This is a genomic window from Granulibacter bethesdensis, from assembly GCF_001889525.1.
GTDB classification, from domain to species: Bacteria; Pseudomonadota; Alphaproteobacteria; order Acetobacterales; family Acetobacteraceae; genus Granulibacter; species Granulibacter bethesdensis_C.
The window spans coordinates 2,386,830-2,404,151 of sequence record NZ_CP018192.1; the positions used below are offsets into that span (position 1 = coordinate 2,386,830).

Annotated in this window: 15 protein-coding genes; 10 read left to right on the forward strand and 5 right to left on the reverse strand. The window is 59.3% G+C overall.

The window, feature by feature from the left end:
* Window positions 1-6: 6 nt before the first annotated feature.
* Window positions 7-2,217, reverse strand: a complete 2,211-nt coding sequence (locus GbCGDNIH6_RS10730) for an amylo-alpha-1,6-glucosidase (RefSeq protein WP_072563877.1) — start codon at window positions 2,215-2,217, stop codon at window positions 7-9.
* A gap of 100 nt (window positions 2,218-2,317) precedes the next feature.
* On the reverse strand, window positions 2,318-2,746 hold the full coding sequence (gene msrB, locus GbCGDNIH6_RS10735) for a peptide-methionine (R)-S-oxide reductase MsrB (RefSeq protein ID WP_072563879.1): 429 nt from the start codon (window positions 2,744-2,746) through the stop codon (window positions 2,318-2,320).
* A gap of 209 nt (window positions 2,747-2,955) precedes the next feature.
* On the opposite strand from msrB, the gene cysC reads away from it, so the two are divergent.
* From cysC to GbCGDNIH6_RS10780, 9 genes are all read left to right on the forward strand, one after another.
* Window positions 2,956-4,833: an adenylyl-sulfate kinase gene (gene cysC / locus GbCGDNIH6_RS10740; protein WP_081370105.1), complete on the forward strand. Its 1,878-nt coding sequence runs from the start codon at window positions 2,956-2,958 to the stop codon at window positions 4,831-4,833.
* Window positions 4,834-4,964: 131 nt separating this feature from the next.
* Window positions 4,965-5,687, forward strand: a complete 723-nt coding sequence (locus GbCGDNIH6_RS10745; RefSeq protein WP_157692422.1) for an urease accessory protein UreD — start codon at window positions 4,965-4,967, stop codon at window positions 5,685-5,687.
* 75 nt (window positions 5,688-5,762) lie between these two features.
* Entirely contained in the window at window positions 5,763-6,065 is a 303-nt protein-coding gene (locus GbCGDNIH6_RS10750; RefSeq protein WP_072563882.1) for an urease subunit gamma, read from the forward strand.
* 19 nt (window positions 6,066-6,084) lie between these two features.
* Complete coding sequence (locus GbCGDNIH6_RS10755; protein ID WP_072563884.1) at window positions 6,085-6,390, forward strand: urease subunit beta; 306 nt, start codon at window positions 6,085-6,087, stop codon at window positions 6,388-6,390.
* Window positions 6,390-8,099 carry an urease subunit alpha gene (ureC, locus tag GbCGDNIH6_RS10760; RefSeq protein ID WP_198355759.1) on the forward strand — a complete coding sequence of 570 codons (1,710 nt, stop codon included), beginning with the start codon at window positions 6,390-6,392 and terminating at the stop codon, window positions 8,097-8,099. The genes GbCGDNIH6_RS10755 and ureC overlap by 1 nt, the downstream gene beginning before the upstream one ends.
* Window positions 8,100-8,130: 31 nt before the next feature.
* Window positions 8,131-8,667, forward strand: a complete 537-nt coding sequence (gene ureE / locus GbCGDNIH6_RS10765; RefSeq protein WP_072563888.1) for an urease accessory protein UreE — start codon at window positions 8,131-8,133, stop codon at window positions 8,665-8,667.
* On the forward strand, window positions 8,612-9,373 hold the full coding sequence (locus GbCGDNIH6_RS10770; RefSeq protein ID WP_475689687.1) for an urease accessory UreF family protein: 762 nt from the start codon (window positions 8,612-8,614) through the stop codon (window positions 9,371-9,373). The genes ureE and GbCGDNIH6_RS10770 overlap by 56 nt, the downstream gene beginning before the upstream one ends.
* The gene (gene ureG, locus GbCGDNIH6_RS10775) at window positions 9,370-10,020 is read left to right on the forward strand and encodes an urease accessory protein UreG (protein ID WP_072563890.1); all 651 of its coding nucleotides are present in this window, start codon (window positions 9,370-9,372) and stop codon (window positions 10,018-10,020) included. Before GbCGDNIH6_RS10770 ends, ureG begins: the two co-directional genes overlap by 4 nt.
* 262 nt (window positions 10,021-10,282) lie before the next feature.
* The gene (locus GbCGDNIH6_RS10780; RefSeq protein ID WP_232450069.1) at window positions 10,283-10,750 is read left to right on the forward strand and encodes a helix-turn-helix domain-containing protein; all 468 of its coding nucleotides are present in this window, start codon (window positions 10,283-10,285) and stop codon (window positions 10,748-10,750) included.
* On the opposite strand, the gene GbCGDNIH6_RS10785 is transcribed toward GbCGDNIH6_RS10780, so the two are convergent.
* Window positions 10,747-12,036, reverse strand: coding sequence for a DNA recombination protein RmuC (locus GbCGDNIH6_RS10785; RefSeq protein ID WP_072563892.1), 1,290 nt, complete (start codon window positions 12,034-12,036; stop codon window positions 10,747-10,749). The genes GbCGDNIH6_RS10780 and GbCGDNIH6_RS10785 overlap by 4 nt on opposite strands.
* A 51-nt stretch (window positions 12,037-12,087) precedes the next feature.
* Here GbCGDNIH6_RS10785 and GbCGDNIH6_RS10790 point away from each other — a divergent pair, with 51 nt between their 5' ends.
* Window positions 12,088-13,320: an MFS transporter gene (locus GbCGDNIH6_RS10790; RefSeq protein ID WP_072563894.1), complete on the forward strand. Its 1,233-nt coding sequence runs from the start codon at window positions 12,088-12,090 to the stop codon at window positions 13,318-13,320.
* Between the two features lie 29 nt (window positions 13,321-13,349).
* On the opposite strand, the gene GbCGDNIH6_RS10795 is transcribed toward GbCGDNIH6_RS10790, so the two are convergent.
* Both GbCGDNIH6_RS10795 and glgX read right to left on the reverse strand, forming a co-directional pair.
* Window positions 13,350-14,936, reverse strand: coding sequence for an APC family permease (locus tag GbCGDNIH6_RS10795; RefSeq protein WP_072563896.1), 1,587 nt, complete (start codon window positions 14,934-14,936; stop codon window positions 13,350-13,352).
* 148 nt (window positions 14,937-15,084) lie between these two features.
* Window positions 15,085-17,184, reverse strand: a complete 2,100-nt coding sequence (glgX, locus tag GbCGDNIH6_RS10800) for a glycogen debranching protein GlgX (RefSeq protein ID WP_072563898.1) — start codon at window positions 17,182-17,184, stop codon at window positions 15,085-15,087.
* Window positions 17,185-17,322: the final 138 nt, after the last annotated feature.

A 17,322-nucleotide genomic window follows, 5' to 3' on the forward strand; every position in this document is an offset into this window, starting at 1 on the left:
ACTTTGCTATCGGGTCACGATGCTGACGACAGCGCGGCTGTTTGCACCTGGCAGACAAACCACGCGATCGCCTACCCGCTGGAAGGTCAGATCGACGAAGCTATCCCCCAGCTGCAAACGCTTCAGATGCAGGACATCAAGGCCATAGGGCAGAGTGGGCCGGTCCACCGTAATTTCCTTCTTCCAGCCATTGATACGCAGCCCGAGACAAGCCTGTAACATCATGAACACCGATCCTGCCGCCCAGGCCTGGGGCAGGCAGGCCACCGGATAGCTGATGGGCGCTTCTCCGGGGCTGCGGGGGAAACCACAGTACAATTCCGGCAGCCGCATTCCCAGATGAACGGCCGATTCGAACATATCGCGCGTGATGTGGGAAACAACGTCACGTTCGCCATAAGAGGCCATCCCGGCCACACACAACGCCGTATCATGCGGCCAGACCGAACCATTGTGATAGGACATGGGGTTATATCGCGGCGCCGTCGTGCCGAGGGTCCTGATACCCCAGCCACTGTTAAAAGAAGGCGAGGACAGCAAGCCGGTCAGCCGGGCCGCCCGCTCGGGCGATGGAACCCCCGTGTACAGCAGATGCCCGGCATTGGAGGCCGGCACCCGGCACAACTCCCCATTCCCGTCCAAGGCGATGCCGTAGCAGCCGAGATCCTCCATCCAGAACTTGTCTTCAATGGCCGCTCTCAGACGGGTCGCCTTGGTGCGCCAGCGCACGGCATCCTCGGTCAGACCACGCCGTTCGCTCAGGCTGGCAAGGGCGAGATAGGCGGCATGCACATAGCCCTGCACCTCCACCAATGCCACCGGCCCCTGGGGGAATTTGGCATCAGCCCCGAACACGCTGTCGAAACTGTCTTTCCAGCCCTGATTGGCCAGTCCGCTTTCCTCACCACGGGCATAGTCCAGGAACCCGTCGCCATTGGAATCTCCCGGCCCTTCAACCCAGGCAATGGCCGCCATCAGCGCGGGCCACAAAGTGTCGATCAGCGCCATGTCTCCGGTCCGATCGGCATAGGAACCTGCCAGCACCACGAACAGGGGCGTGGTATCGACACCGCCATAATACTGACCAAACGGTATTTCCTTGAGCGTGGTCATCTCTCCATGCCGCATCTCGTGCACGATCTTGCCCGGCGCGGAATCCTGAAAACTGGATGTATCTGTTGCCTGATGGCTGGCCAGAAAAGTCAGCACACCCCGCGCCATGCCCGGATCAAGCCAGAGCCTCTGCAGGGAAGTAATGACCGCATCACGCCCGAATGGCGTCGAGAACCATGGAATCCCGGCATAAGGATAGGGACCGGTCGGCAAATCGGTCGTCAGCAGCGCCAGATCAGCGGCAGACCGATCAATCCATTGGCGGTACATGCGACTGGGCGTGTCGATTTCAGCGGCGCGACGGCGCTTCGCCCGCATGGCCCAACGCGCACGTGCAGCTGCCTTGCGAAACCTTTCCCGTGAGGGAGAAGCATCAGCCTGCGGGCCAATTTCCATAAAGAGCTCAATCCGCCCTTCCCGCTCCAGATGAAAGAGAAACGCCGCCTGCCCCGGCTCCAGCCTGGCGGGAGGAATCGAGAAACTGATCAGCGTCACCCGGTTGATTTTATCCAGGCCCTGATAGGCGAAACGCATCATACCATGATTGATTTCCGGCGGCATCACACGCCCGCGTGAAACCCGCTGTAATCCACGCACTTCAAACATATCGCGGAAATCGGCTGCAAAACGCAGTTCGATTGGAACCGTGGCGGGCGTTTGCCCGAAATTGACCAGCGTGATGCGCTCGTAAAGACAATGATCCCACAGAAACCGGCGGCGCTCCACCAGAATGACCCCTTCCGGCAGGGACTGCCCACCCAGTGGCGGCAGAGGGCGGTTAGTCATATTGGTGGTGGCATAGACATTGTCATAGCTGACCGCAGCCCCGAGCAAGGAAGGAGAGCGATCCCCGATCATCAGACGGAAGCGCGACAGAACACGGGTATCGTTGTCGAAAAACCCATCATCGTCGCCATGCATGTCGCCCATCTGGTCTGCCACCAGAAAGCAGTCGCCATGTTTCAGCGCCAGTTGACGGCTGATCCCTTTTGCGCCGCCGCCTTCCTCTTCGCTTTCATGGGAAGGATGGGCCGGCCAAGGATCTGTCTCCGGCAGGTCGGTCAGGGGCGGGAAAGCGGGGTCGGTGTTGGGGGAATCGGTCATGGGAAGGCAGTGTCCTCAACCATCGCAGGAGGGTCAGGACACCGCGAGACGACATATTTCGCAACCCTGTGAACAGGAATTCCGCCAGTCCCCGTGCTTTTCAGCCTGATGCAGGCTGAAAACTCAGAGCAAGCCCGTTCATGCAGTAACGCAGACCGGTAGGACGCGGCCCATCGGGGAAAACATGGCCGAGATGTCCGTTACACTGACTGCAATGGACTTCGGTGCGAACCATGCCGTGGCTGGTATCCGTCGTGGTGGCCACCGCGCCCTCCCGCGGCTGGAAAAAGCTGGGCCAGCCAGAGCCGCTGTCATACTTCGTCGCCGCATCGAACAATACCTGCCCGCAACCGGCACAGGCATACAGGCCTGGCCGTTTTTCATCATTGAGCGGGCTGGTGCCGGGACGTTCCGTGCCATGCTGACGCAGGATGCGATATTGCTCCGGGGTTAACGTGTCCTGCCAGCGGTCATCGCCGCATGACGGTGCATGATCGCCACAGCCGCAGCCAGTGTTCTGATCGGCCATTCTGCCTGCCTCCTCCCCTTCAGACTCTCATGAGACACCCTCTATCGGGGCACCTTAAAGGATGCCATGCAATATGGGAGGCCTTGCCCCACAGGCAAAGCCTGTTCGTCTCCCTAGACAAGCTGGTGATTCCAGCGATAACACGCGCCACCTGACGGGATGACCGGATCAATCCGACATCCACACGCTGATCCGCCCGGAGAGATGACTTGAGCCAGCCCCCGCCCCCCCCCGCTTCTTCGGCCCGCTCCGGCGGTCTGCTGCGGTTTTTAACCTGCGGCAGTGTGGATGATGGCAAATCGACGCTGATCGGGCGTCTTTTGCATGATACACGCAGCGTTCCGCCGGATCAGATCGAGACGATGGTGCGCGACAGCATACGTCGCGGGCGCTCAGCGGATGATCCTGATTACTCCCTGTTGCTGGACGGGCTGCTGGCCGAGCGTGAGCAGGGCATCACCATCGACGTTGCCTACCGGTTTTTTTCTACCGCTCGTCGTCATTTCATCGTCGCCGATACCCCCGGCCACGAGCAATACACCAGGAACATGGCGACCGGTGCTTCCACTGCACAGGTCGCCGTGATGCTGTGTGACGCACGGCGCGGGCTGCGTGTGCAGACACGGCGTCATGCCACCATCGCTTCCCTGCTCGGGATTCGTCACGTCGTGCTGGCGGTCAACAAGATCGATCTGGTCGGCTACGATCAGGAGCGTTTCCGCGAGCTTGAAAACGAGTTCCGCACCTTCGCCGACCGCCTGAATTTCAGGGATGTCGTGGCGATCCCTCTCTCTGCCCGTGCGGGCGACAACATCACCGGCCCGAGCGAAAACACGCCCTGGTACAGCGGTCCGGCCCTGATCGAGTATCTGGAAACCGTCGAGATCGAGCCGGAAGAAACCAGCCATCCCTTCCGCATGCCGGTACAGATTGTTCTGCGCCCGCAGGGTGGCGGACGTTGCTTCGGCGGCACCCTTGCCAGCGGCGTGCTGCGCCCCGGTGATCAGATCACCAACGTCACCGGCGGAGCCTCCAGCCGGGTGGCCCGGATCGCCACCATGAGCGGTGATCTGGCCGAAGCCCGCACCGGTGATGCCGTCGCCGTGTTTCTGGAAGACGAAATCGACGCCTCACGCGGGGATGTACTGAGCGCTGCTGATTCCATCCCTCCCAGTGCCGATCGGCTGGAAGCCGATCTGGTCTGGATGCAGGAAGCCCCGTTACTGCCCGGCGCTGCTTTTCTGGTGAAAATCGGCACACTGACCTTGGGCGGACGGGTTGCTGCGATCCGCGCGAAAATCGATGTGGACACGCTGGAAGAAGAACCAGGCGAGCGCTTGATGCAAAACGAGGTCGCAAAGATCGAGCTGGTTCTCGACCGGCCTGTACCGTTCGAATCCTACGACGTCACCCGCCATCTGGGCGGCTTCATCCTGATCGACCGCATCACCAATGCAACAGCCGGAGCCGGAATGGTCCGTGCCGCCGCCGCCACGGAAGGCGCGGTCTGGCATCGTCATACCTTGGATACCGCAGCCCGCTCCTCACTGAAAGCGCACAGCCCCGCTGTGCTGTGGTTCACCGGTCTGTCCGGCGCCGGGAAATCGACCGTCGCCAATCTGGTGGAACAGAAGCTGCTGACCCAGGGGTGCCACACCTATCTGCTGGATGGCGATAACCTGCGGCACGGGCTTAACAAGGATCTCTCCTTCTCCCAGAGCGATCGGCGCGAGAATATCCGCCGTATCGCTGAGGTAGCACGCCTGTTCCATGATTCAGGGCTGATCGTGCTGGTTTCCGCTATCTCCCCCTATGCGGCTGATCGCGCGGCGGCACGGGCACTGGTGCCGGAAGGCGCGTTTATCGAGGTCTTCGTGGATGCACCGATCGACGAATGCGCCCGCCGCGATCCGAAAGGGCTGTATGCACGGGCCAAGGCAGGGGAAATCACCGGCTTCACCGGCATCGACGCCCCTTATGAAACACCGGAAAGCCCGGAGGTGCATCTGGAAGCTTTCGGCAAGGACCCGGAGCTTCTGGCCGAGCAGGTCGTCAGCCATCTGCGGGATAGCGGGCTGCTCCGCTGACGGGCGGGAAGCACCCTGATCAGGCAGACTCCCCCCGCCACCAGCGGGCCGATGGTCATGCCGCAATCCGGTTTCGCCATCATGACAGCCGTACCCGGCTGGCTGACCTGCATCAGGCAGCCCCTCTGCGCGTGCTTCTGCCCATGCCGGAAGCGGATGAAGCTCCGGTCGCAGCTCTGGTCAACATCGCTGGCGGGCTGGCCGGAGGCGACCGGCTCTCTTTCACAATGACGCTGGATGCGCAGGCCCGCGCCACCCTCTGCACAGCAGCGGCAGAGAAAGTCTACCGCTCGCTCGGCCCGGATACCGACATCAGCAACACCCTGACTGTCGGACCGGAAGCGGCGCTGGAATGGCTGCCGCAGGAAACGATCCTGTTCAACGGGGCCAGACTGCGCCGCCGGATGAATATCTCGCTGGCCGCCGATGCCCGATTATTGGCCACCGAAACCATCATTTTCGGGCGGACCGCGCATCAGGAAACATTTCTGAGTGGCCATTTCTCCGATCAATGGCGGCTATGGCGGGATGGCAGACTGCTCTGGGCGGACAATTTCCGCCTTCCGGACCCGCCTGCGCGCGTGCTGGACCATCCGTTCGGACTGAACCGTCATCCGGCCATGGCCACAGTCGTGCTGGCAACCCCGGATGCTGCCGCATATCGGGATCTGTTGCGAGAAAAATGGCAGGATGATACCGGCAAGGGCGTCACTGTTCCGCGTCCCGGTCTTCTGCTGGGCCGTCTGATCGGCTCTGCCACAGCCGTCAGACAGGGGGTGGAAGAGGCAATCATCATCCTGCGCGCCACCGTGATGCATGGGCCGGCCCGGCTTCCCCGCCTCTGGCTGAGCTGATCCGGCTGGACCACAACCAGCGGCACCCCCCATAATTCATCCTTTATCCCCAACGATCGCACACAGGCCACGTCGATGCATCTGACTCCCCGCGAAAAAGACAAGCTGCTGATCGCCATGGCAGCGCAGGTTGCCAGACGTCGTCTGGAACGCGGCGTGAAGCTGAACCACCCCGAAGCCATCGCCCTGATCACCGATTTCGTGGTGGAAGGCGCACGCGATGGCCACAGCGTGGCGGAGCTGATGCGCGATGGTGGCACCGTCCTGACGCGCGAACAGGTGATGGAAGGTGTGCCGGAGATGATTCACGACGTCCAGGTGGAAGCAACCTTCCCGGACGGCACCAAACTGGTCACCGTTCACAATCCCATCCGTTGAGCGGCAAGGACACGCCACGATGATCCCAGGTGAAGTTTTTTCCGCCCCCGGCGAGATCGTTCTGAATAATGGCCTGCCCGTGACGAAACTGGTGGTCGCCAATACCGGCGACCGCCCGGTTCAGGTCGGCAGCCATTATCATTTCGCCGAAGCCAATCCGTTGCTGCATTTCAACCGGGAAGCGGCGCGTGGACAGAGGCTGGATATTCCCGCCGGGACCGCGATCCGCTTCGAACCGGGGCAGAGCCGGGAGGTTCCTCTGATCCCCTATCGCGGGGCACGGATTGTGCATGGTTTCCGGAACGAAACCGGAGGAGCCCTCTGATGGCCCGCCTTTCCCGCGCCGCCTATGCCAGCATGTATGGTCCTACCACCGGGGACCGCCTGCGTCTGGCCGATACCGATCTGATCATCGAGGTTGAGCGTGACCTGACCACCTATGGCGAGGAAGTCAAATTCGGCGGTGGCAAAGTAATCCGTGACGGCATGGGCCAGTCGCAGATGACCAACGCCGCCGGTGCGGTGGATACGGTCATCACCAATGCCCTGATCGTCGATCATTGGGGCATCGTGAAGGCGGATGTCGGGCTGAAAGCAGGGCGTATCGCCGCGATCGGCAAAGCCGGCAATCCCGGCACCCAGCCCGGTGTGGATATCGTGATCGGCCCCGGCACGGAAATCATCGCCGGAGAAGGGCGCATCCTCACCGCGGGCGGGATCGACGTGCATATCCATTTCATCTGCCCGCAGCAGATCGAGGAAGCGCTGTCCGCAGGCATGACCACCCTGTTCGGTGGCGGCACCGGTCCGGCACATGGCACGCTGGCCACCACCGTAACGCCCGGCCCCTTTCATCTGCACCGGATGCTGAAAGCGGCTGAAGGATTTCCGATCAATCTCGGTTTTCTCGGCAAGGGGAATGCCGCCCTCCCCGCCGCCCTGGAAGAGCAGATCCTGGCGGGCGCCGCCGGGCTGAAACTGCATGAAGATTGGGGCTCCACGCCTGCCGCAATCGATAATTGCCTGTCTGTCGCCGATGCGCTGGATGTTCAGGTTGCATTGCACTCGGATACGCTGAACGAGGCGGGCTTCGTGGAAAGCACCATCGACGCGCTGCGTGGACGCACCATTCAGGCTTTCCACACCGAAGGCGCAGGCGGGGGGCACGCGCCGGATATTTTGCAGCTGGTGGGGGAAGCCAACGTGCTGCCCAGCTCCACCAACCCCACCATGCCCTATACGGTGAACACGGCTGACGAGCATCTGGATATGCTGATGGTCTGCCACCACCTTGATGCCCGCATTCCCGAGGATGTCGCCTTCGCCGAAAGCCGCATCAGGCGTGAAACCATCGCCGCCGAGGATATTCTGCACGATCTGGGTGCCATTTCGATCATCAGCTCCGACAGTCAGGCGATGGGACGGGTGGGAGAAGTCATCATCCGCACCTGGCAGACCGCTCACATGATGAAGCAGCAACGCGGCCGTCTGCCCGGTGAAACGGGCGATAATGACAATCTGCGGGTGCGGCGCTACATCGCGAAATACACCATCAATCCCGCGCTTGCGCAGGGGATCGCCGAGCATGTCGGCAGCGTGGCAGTGGGCCGGGTTGCCGATCTTGTGCTGTGGTCACCAGCGTTTTTCGGCGTCAAACCAGATATGGTGCTGAAGAACGGTACCATCGTCATGGCCCCCATGGGCGATCCCAACGCCTCCATCCCTACCCCACAACCGGTACATTACCGGCCTATGTTCGGCGCTTATGGAGCGGCGCTGCCGGAATGCGGCCTGATTTTTGCCTCCGGGGTTTCTCTAGCACACGGTCTGGCGGAGCAGCTGCAAACCCGTCGCGCCATGCTGCCGGTGAAGAACACCCGGTCAGGCCTGTCGAAACGGGATATGGTGTTGAATGATTACTGTCCGCATATCGAAATCGACCCGGAAACCTATGAAGTCAGGGCCGATGGTGAATTGCTGATCTGTGAGCCAGCGGAAATATTACCGATGGCGCAACGGTATTTTCTGTTCTGACTATCCATGCTGTTGCAGGAATTGATCCATCATGACCGAAATCGTGCCTATCGCCCGTCACGTCCGCCGCAGCGGCGAATGGAATGCCTCCCATGCCGATGACAGCGTAAGACTGGATTATGACGACCGGCATCGTCGCCGCAGGCTCTACACCACCAAACAAGGCCGCCGGATTCTGCTTGATCTGATCGAAACAACCGTACTGCGGGATGGTGACGCTATCCAGGTCGAGGATGGCACATTGATCGCCGTGAGGGCCGCACCGGAACCTCTGATCGAGATTACCGCGCATGGTCCGGACGAATTGTCACGGCTGGCCTGGCATCTCGGTAACCGTCATCTTCCAGCCCAGATCAGCGATAATCGTATTCTGATCCGTGATGATCATGTGATTGTCACTATGCTGCGGGGGTTGGGTGCGCATGTGCGTTCCGTGATCATGCCGTTCGATCCGGAAGGCGGTGCGTATGGCGAGCATAACCGGCATCACGCACATGCCCATGGTCACCCACATGAGCATACATATCCACACGATCATGGACACGATCATCCCCACACGCATGATTGACGATCCGGGCTCCAGCTCTGGCCCCACTGGCGATGCCGCGCTGTACCGGCTGCTGAGCTGGCTGTCTCCGGCCTATCCGGTCGGGGCCTATACTTACAGCCATGGACTTGAAACCGCCGTGGAGGATGGTCTGGTGCATCATCGGCAGAGCCTCGCCGATTATGTAGCCACCGTGCTTCATGACGGGGCGGCAGCGATTGATGGTCCACTACTCGCCGCTTCATGGCGGGCGGCTCAGGCAGAAGATCAAGTGCTGCTCGATGAACTTGCTGTGCTGGGGGCGGCATGGCGCAGCAGTGCGGAAACCGCGCTGGAAACCTCCGCACAGGGGCGGGCCTTTTGCGATGTAACGCAGGCGGCATGGCCTGATCCACGCTTTGCCGCTTTCTGCGCGCGTCATGATGAAAGCATCGTCCATCCCGTCGCCTTCGGAGTTGCCAGTTGTTGGCAGGGAATTCCGCTGCGGGCCGCTTTGTTCGGGTATCTGTCTGCCTTTGCCGCCAATCTGGTCTCCGCCGGTGTCAGACTGATTCCGCTGGGCCAGACGGATGGTCAACGGGCACAGGCTGCGTTGCTGGATGATCTTCAGCGCGCCACCGATCACGGGCTGAACACAGCACTGGAAGACGCAGGCTCGGCCGCACCGATGCTCGATCTGTTCTCTATCCGTCACGAAACGCAATATACGAGGCTGTTCCGATCATGACCGCCCATTCTCCTTCCGACCGCTTCGCACATGGCCCGTTCCGGGTGGGAATCGGGGGACCGGTTGGCTCCGGCAAAACCGCGCTGACAGACCGTCTTTGCAAAACTTTGCGTGATTCCTACAATATTGCTGTCATCACCAATGATATCTACACACGGGAAGATGCGGAATTTCTGACACGTTCCGGTGCCCTCTCGCCTGAACGGATCATGGGTGTGGAAACAGGCGGCTGCCCACATACTGCCATTCGTGAGGATGCTTCCATCAACCTCGCCGCGGTGCGTGATCTGAGCCAGCGTTTCCCGGGCCTCGATATCCTGTTCATCGAGAGCGGCGGCGATAATCTTGCGGCCACTTTCTCACCCGAACTGGCTGACCTCACGCTGTATGTCATCGACGTCTCGGCCGGCGATAAAATCCCCCGCAAAGGTGGCCCCGGCATTACGCGATCCGATCTGCTGGTCATCAACAAGATCGATCTCGCCCCTCTGGTGGGCGCCAATCTGGGGGTGATGGACCGTGATGCCCGCAAGATGCGTGGAACGCGCCCGTTCCTGTTCACCAATCTGAAAGATCAGCAAGGTGTGCAAGAAATCGCTGATTTCATCCTGCGAAGTGGTGGGTTTGTTACTCCGGATACCATCTGATTCAGGGTGATCTTCTCCAAAACCGCAAGATCGGTCGCGCGCGCCATGACTGTGCGCGTCCAGAATGGTGCCTTCACGGGGGAGCAGCCATGAAGGTACCACTTCAACACTATCATAGCCGTATGCAGAGAGTGCTCGATTACATTGACCACCATCTCGACGATAAGCTGAGCGTCGAAATACTGAGCAATATAGCGGCTTTTTCAAAATATCATTTTCACGGCAATTCACAGCGCTGTTTGGCCTGTCCGTTCACAATTATATTCAGCTCAGTCGCTTGAAGCGGGCTTCTTTCCGACTGGCCTATCGCAATGCCGAGCGGATTACCAATATTGCGCTGGATGCCGGTTACGATGCACCGGATGCCTTCGGCAGAGCCTTCCGGAAACAGTTCGGACAATCCCCTTCCACATTCAGGACAAAGCCGGACTGGCAACAATTGCTGGAAACATTTGAACCACTCGACCAGGCCAGAAGCAGATGCACACAGCTACGTTTCACAATAGAAGATATCACCATCCGCGAAACGGACCCGATACCGGTTGCCATCATGACGCATCGCGGCGATCCGGCGATGATTGGTTACCGATCAGCAATGAAACACCGGGAGATTTTCCGCTGTACTGTCAACGTATCACCCTGTTCCCCGATGTTGCGGAGCATCAGGCCGTCACCGACTTGTTCCTGCCGCTCCAATAAATCAGCGCCGCACAATGGGGTCAGCCGTTAAAACAGGCCCTCCTCAGCCTCTTCTGTTCCGGCTTCTCCCGTAGCAAGCAGACGCTCAGCTTCCTCCGGTTCCCTTCCCTCGACACCGCGCAAGGTGCGGGCGACGGCCCGCGTGCGGACACGGGCCGTTTCAATCGTGTTGCTGAAGGTACCAGCCTGTTTGGCCAGACGCTCCAGCACCTTATCCATGCGCTCCATCTCGGTTTTGGTTGCACCCAGCAACGTTCTGATCTGATCGGCCTTCTGTTCCAGCGCCAGCGTGACATGGCCGAGATGGATGGTCCGCAGCAAAGCCGGAAACACACTCGGCCCGAGCACCAGCACACGATGCAGGCGTCCCACCTCGTCGATCAGGCCAGGAACACGGGCGATTTCCGCATACAGCGCATCCGTCGGCACATACAGCACGGCGAATTCCACCGTACGCGGCGGCAGCACATATTTCGTCGCGATCTTGCGCGCCTCATCCTTGATGCGACGTGTCAAACCGGCCACTGCCATCCGCTCCGCCTCCACATCTCCTGCCTCCGAGGCAGCAAGCAGGCGTTCATAGTCCTCCACCGGGAATTTGGCATCGATCGGCAGGTAAACCGGTCGATCCCCTTTCATCGGCATGATGACGGCGAATTCCACCACCTCATCACTATCATCACGCAGGCGTTTATTGGTTTCATAACTGCCCGGCGGCAGCACGTCGTCCAGCATGGCGCGCACCTGCGCTTCCCCCCAGCCGCCACGGGTCTTCACATTACTGAACAGGCGCTTGATGTCACCGATCTGCGCCGTGACTGCCTGCACATCGCTCATCGCCTTCTGAACTGCGGTGAACTGGTCGATGACGCGGGCGAAACTCTCCGTCATCTGCTTTTCAACCGCAGCATGAAGCTGCTCGTTCACCGCCGTGCGGATTTCCTTCAATCTGGTCTCGCTGCTTTCACGCAGCCGGTCCAGCCCCTCTCTCAATGCGGCATGCAGATCACCGATGGCGCGGCCCTGTGCATCCCGCAACGCCCCCAGAGACCCGGTGACATCCTGACGCAATGCGCCGGTCGCGGTGCCAACCTCCGAGAAAATACGCCCCATGGCTTCCGTGTTCGCATCACGCAATGCCGCCGACAAGGCGCGTTCCATATCCAGCAGATGCCGACGCATCGCTTCCGTCTCATCACGGCCCCGCGCATGGGATTGCTCCACCGCCGCCGCCAGACGTGACGGCAGAGACAGAAGCATCCACACAACCGCCAGCAAAGCCAAAGCGGATAAAGCCAGGGCCAGCATATCCATCATCAGTGCTTAATCCTTTGAAGAGCGCTGTCCATACGATATTGGACTGGTCTCATGTCAAAAAATTCGCACTCTCCGCAGTTTGCGACAAGCAGCAGCCAGCACCCCCCTTCCGAAACTTCTGGTGGCGTATCCCCCTGGATACAATGGGTTCTATCCGTCTGTGTCGCGTGCACAGTCGGGGCGATCTATTACAATCAACCGATGCTCGGGGCGATCAGCGTGCAATTCCCCGGTCATCCGATGGCCATCGGAATGATTCCAACCGCAACCCAGCTCGGCTACGCGCTGGGTTTGCTGCTGCTGGTCCCGCTGGGCGATATGCTGCCCCGGCGTGGTCTGATCCTGATCCAGACACTCGCAGCTGCACTGGCCCTGATACTGGCCAGCATGGTACAAAGTGCCGCGGGGCTTGCGGTTGTTTCCGTACTGGTCGGGTTAGGCGCTTCGGTTACCCAACAGATTGTGCCGCTGGCGGCCGCGCTGGCTGCCCCCTCTCGCCGCGGTGCAGCAGTGGGAATGGTGATGAGCGGATTGTTCTGCGGCATTCTGCTCAGCCGTACCCTGTCCGGCTGGGTCACGGATATGGTCGGCTGGCGCGCTGCTTTCGAGGCTGGAGCCGTGCTTGATCTTCTGGCGGCTGTCGCTCTGGCGATTATGCTGCCTTCTCTGCCACCGGTCACGCGCACCCGCTATGGCTCGCTGCTGCTGTCGCTTGGCACGTTATGGCGGCAGGAACCGGTACTGCGACACGCGGCCTTTATCCAGATCGGACAGTTCGCTGCCTTCAGTATGCTCTGGTCCATTCTGGCATTGCGACTGGAACAACCTCCTTTTGAACTGGGGGCGGGCGCAGCCGGATTGTTCGGTATCCTCGGCATTGCCGGTATTCTGATCGCCCCTGTGACCGGACGCCTGGCCGATCGGCGAGGGCCGGCGCTGATGATCGGGCTCGGCCTGATTCTGGTGCTGACAAGCTGGGGCGTATTCTACGCCGTACCAGGCATCGCCGGACTTGCCGCCGGCGTTGTGCTGCTGGATCTGGGCGTGCAGGCAACCCAGGTCTCCAATCAGCATCGTATTTATGCACTCCGCCCGGATGCACGTGCGCGTATCAATACGATCTATATGGGCCTGATGTTTCTGGGAGGGGCAGCCGGATCAATGCTGGCCAGCCTCGTATGGCATCAAGGGGGCTGGACGCCGCTGTGCCTGCTGGGGGCTACCGTCACTGTGCTTGCGATAAGCGTGCATGTAACGGCAACCAGACAGCAAAGGCGATTATAAACGCTCCGAGGTAGCCCGCAGCGCCGCCCTTATTGAGCAGCGTGTTCTTTCGCGGCGATCTCAAGAGCATCGGTGCGCCAGCCACTGCGTACTCCCCAATGGCTGAAGACCAGCGAAATCGCTGCCACGATCGCCATATCCCATCCATAGGGCAGATAATCATGCCCTCCGAACTTATCACTCCCTGCCCATGACAGAGCCGCCATAACCGGCAGATACAGAATGAACCATTGTGCAGCCCTCACATCATCTCTGGCCCCGGTCCAACCGTTTTTGGTCTGGTAATAGAAATAAATTGGCAGGGCCGCGACCAGCAACAGGATAATATACCCGGTCAGCGGCCAGCGCGCCCAGTACAGAAGCAGGGAAGCACACATAAAAGCGAAGTGGCCGATCACATTAATTCCTGGCACACGCACCGGACGGTTCATGTCAGACGCCGTACGACGCAAGCTCATCGCACAGATCGGAATCATGACATAGCTGATGACTGTTGCCACAGAGATCGCCGCCGCCAAAGCTCCCCAGCCGCGAAAGAAATACAGGAAGATAAAGGAGACACCAAGATTAAACCATAATGCTCCACGAGGAATCCCGTAGATGGGATGCACGGCACCCAGCATATCGGGTGCCGTACCATTGCGCTGCATGCCATGAACCATACGCGTGGTACTGGCCATATAGGTGATGCCGGTACCGCTCGGGCTGACAAATGCATCCAGATATAACAGAAGCGCCAGCCAATTCAGATTAAGGGCCAGCGCCAGCTGCGCAAACGGTGAGTTGAACGTTACATGCGCCCATCCGTCTACGATTCTGGCCGGATCGACAACACCCAGATAAGCAACCTGAAGCAGTACATAAATTGCCCCCGCCAGCAGCACGGAACCGACCACCGCAAACGGGACACTACGCGCCGGATTACGTGCTTCTCCTACCAGATTCAAAGGACTTTGAAATCCGTTGAAGGCGAAGATGATGCCTGATGTGGCAATGGCGGTCAGCACACCCGCCAGCCCATAAGGCAGCATACCGCCTTCTGAAGTGGCACCGCTCACATTGCCGGGATGAAACGAAGAGGCCATCAGCGCCACCGCCGTTACAGCCGGAATGATGATCTTGAACACGGTAATGACTGAATTGCTACGCGCGAACAACTTCACGCCCCAGTAATTCAGCAGAAAATAAACAACGACCAATCCCGCTGCCAGCAGCTGCGCAAATCCGCTCAGCTCCCCGTTCACCATAAGATGCTGTGCCCATGGATAGGGCCATGAACTCATATATTGAACCGAGGCTTCAGCCTCGATAGGAATAACGCTGACGATGGAAATCCAGTTGGCCCAGGCGGTGAAAAATCCAAGCAGGGAACCATGGCTGTACCGTGCATATCGCACCATACCACCGGATTCAGGCATCATCGTACCAAGCTCCGCCCCCAGCAGGGCGAAAAGCAGCACGATTCCCATTCCCATCAACCAGGCAAAAATGGCCCCTGGCCCTGCCAGATTGGCAGCCCTCGCGGCCCCGAACAACCAACCCGAGCCGATAATCGAGCCCAGGCCGGTAAACATCAGTGCCCAGGGACCAACATCCCGTTTTAACTGCCCGGCCATCAGCGTATAACAGCTTTCAAGGGACGTTCCTTTTTTTCTTTTTAAAAGGTCAAGCAACTTCAATCATCATCGGATGAACGGTGGTTACATCAGCACATTCCGTCTCTGCTGTAAGCCTCAATTTTCTTATCAAGCCCCTCAATAATCGTCAGGGTTGGAGTGCGAACAGAACCACTGATCGCGCCGTGACAGCATAAACCTGCCCAATCCGATAGGCACGGGTTTTGGCACCTTCCGGCTGACTGGTATCGAATGTCAGTTCCCATCGCCGTGCCCCGGCACAGGGTGGTAAATGAAAGGGTACCTCCTCATGATGGGCGTTGTAAATCACCAGCAGCGTGGTGTCCGTTCCGGCCCGTCTGACACCACTGGCCTGTGCTCGCCCGTCCATGAGCATGCCGAAACACCGTGTGCCGTTTTCCCAATCGGCAGGTTCCATCGTGTCGCCACTGGCAGCGATCCAGGTGACATCCTGAACACCGAGTTCCTCATCATATGCACCCGTCAGAAAACGTCCGCGTCGCAGGATGGGGAACCGCTCCCGCAAGGAAATCAGCGTCCGCACAAAGGCTATCAGGGTATGACCATCCGCATCGATGTCCCAGTCGACCCATGAAATCTCGTTATCCTGACAATAGGCATTGTTATTGCCTTGCTGCGTGCGTCCAAACTCATCGCCCGCCAGCAGCATCGGCGTTCCCTTCGCAAGGAACAGCGTCGCCATCAGATTCCGCTTCTGCCGCTCCCGTAATGCACAGAGCGCCGGATCGTCGCTCGGCCCCTCCACTCCACAATTCCAGGAACGGTTATGAGAATGGCCGTCCTTGTTATCCTCGCCATTCGCCTCATTATGCTTGTCGTTGTAGGTGACGACATCCTGCATGGTAAACCCGTCATGTGCAGTGACGAAATTCACACTGGCCCATGGTTTGCGCCCACGACGGTTATAAATATCGGCCGAAGCGCATAGCCGCGCAGCCATGGCGGAGGCTGTTTCCTCCCCTTTCCAGAAACCACGCACTGTATCGCGAAACCGGTCGTTCCACTCGGCCCAGCCGGGCGGAAAACCACCGACCTGATAGCCGCCCGGCCCCAGATCCCACGGCTCCGCCACCAGTTTCACGCGGGAGAGAACAGGATCCTGCCGGCAGCTGTCCAGAAAGCCGCCTCCTTCATCGAATCCATACGCTTCACGGGCAAGAATAGTTGCGAGGTCGAAGCGGAAACCATCAACATGCATTTCCTCCACCCAATAGCGAAGGCTGTCAGTCACCATCTGCAACACCCGGGGATGAGACAGATTCAGCGTGTTTCCGGTGCCGGTATCGTTGATATAGTAACGTGGATCAGGGGCCAGCCGGTAATAGCTGGCATTGTCGATACCGCGGAAAGAAAGGGTCGGGCCCCGCTCATTTCCTTCGGCAGTGTGGTTATAGACAACATCCAGAATCACCTCGAGACCGGCATCATGCAGATGCGCAACCATCTCCTTGAATTCCGCCACTGCACCGGTGGCGGAATAACGTGGATGGGGTGCGAAAAAGCTGATCGTGTTGTAGCCCCAGTAATTGGAAAGATTCTGTTCGATCAGGAAACGATCATTCACGAAGTAATGAACCGGCAGAAACTCGATGGAGGTCACACCGAGCGATCTGATATGCTTCACCACTTCCTTCACCGACATACCGGCGAAAGTGCCGCGCAAAGGCTCCGGCACCATGGGATGACGCATGGTGTAGCCGCGCAGATGAGTTTCGTAGAAAACCGTTTTTTCCCATGGCACGCTGGGGGGATGATCTCTACCCCAGGTGAAAGCGGAATCGATCACCCGGCATTTCGGCATGAATCGTGCGCTATCACGCGTATCAAATGAAAGATCTTCATTCTCATCGCCGATGATATAGCCGTGGCAGGCATCATCCCAGTGCAGATCGCCCACCATCGCCTTGGCATAAGGATCAAGCAGCAGTTTGTGTGGATTGAACCGGTGCCCGACTTCCGGCGCATAGGGGCCGTGTACACGATAGGCATAGACCTGCCCTGGCCGGGCATCCGGCAAATAGCCGTGCCAGACCTCATCGGTATATTCGGGCAATTCAATCCGCTGTAACTCCCGCATGCCTGAAGAATCGAACAGGCAGAGCTCGACTTTTGTCGCATTGGCGGAAAACAGCGCGAAATTAACGCCCAGCCCATCCCAGGTTGCTCCCAGTGGATAGGGCAGACCCTCACTGATGCGCGTTCTCATGATTGCAATCAGACCTCGACGATGGGGTTCGGCAACAGGGAAGCTATGCTGCCCCAGTTGAGGGGCTTCAGAACAGAGTCATCCAGCCTTTGATCATGCCGGAAGGGGATAGGGGTGGGGGGAAATACCGATACAACG

Excerpts from the sequence above, each read along its gene's own strand:
- GbCGDNIH6_RS10795 (WP_072563896.1), bottom strand. The coding sequence starts at position 14,936 with ATGGCCGGGCAGTTAAAACGGGATGTTGGTCCCTGGGCACTGATGTTT.
- GbCGDNIH6_RS10755 (WP_072563884.1), top strand. The coding sequence starts at position 6,085 with ATGATCCCAGGTGAAGTTTTTTCCGCCCCCGGCGAGATCGTTCTGAAT.
- glgX (WP_072563898.1), bottom strand. The coding sequence starts at position 17,184 with ATGAGAACGCGCATCAGTGAGGGTCTGCCCTATCCACTGGGAGCAACC.
- ureG (WP_072563890.1), top strand. The coding sequence starts at position 9,370 with ATGACCGCCCATTCTCCTTCCGACCGCTTCGCACATGGCCCGTTCCGG.
- GbCGDNIH6_RS10785 (WP_072563892.1), bottom strand. The coding sequence starts at position 12,036 with ATGATGGATATGCTGGCCCTGGCTTTATCCGCTTTGGCTTTGCTGGCG.
- msrB (WP_072563879.1), bottom strand. The coding sequence starts at position 2,746 with ATGGCCGATCAGAACACTGGCTGCGGCTGTGGCGATCATGCACCGTCA.
- GbCGDNIH6_RS10790 (WP_072563894.1), top strand. The coding sequence starts at position 12,088 with ATGTCAAAAAATTCGCACTCTCCGCAGTTTGCGACAAGCAGCAGCCAG.
- ureE (WP_072563888.1), top strand. The coding sequence starts at position 8,131 with ATGACCGAAATCGTGCCTATCGCCCGTCACGTCCGCCGCAGCGGCGAA.
- ureC (WP_198355759.1), top strand. The coding sequence starts at position 6,390 with ATGGCCCGCCTTTCCCGCGCCGCCTATGCCAGCATGTATGGTCCTACC.
- GbCGDNIH6_RS10750 (WP_072563882.1), top strand. The coding sequence starts at position 5,763 with ATGCATCTGACTCCCCGCGAAAAAGACAAGCTGCTGATCGCCATGGCA.
- GbCGDNIH6_RS10770 (WP_475689687.1), top strand. The coding sequence starts at position 8,612 with ATGAGCATACATATCCACACGATCATGGACACGATCATCCCCACACGC.
- GbCGDNIH6_RS10730 (WP_072563877.1), bottom strand. The coding sequence starts at position 2,217 with ATGACCGATTCCCCCAACACCGACCCCGCTTTCCCGCCCCTGACCGAC.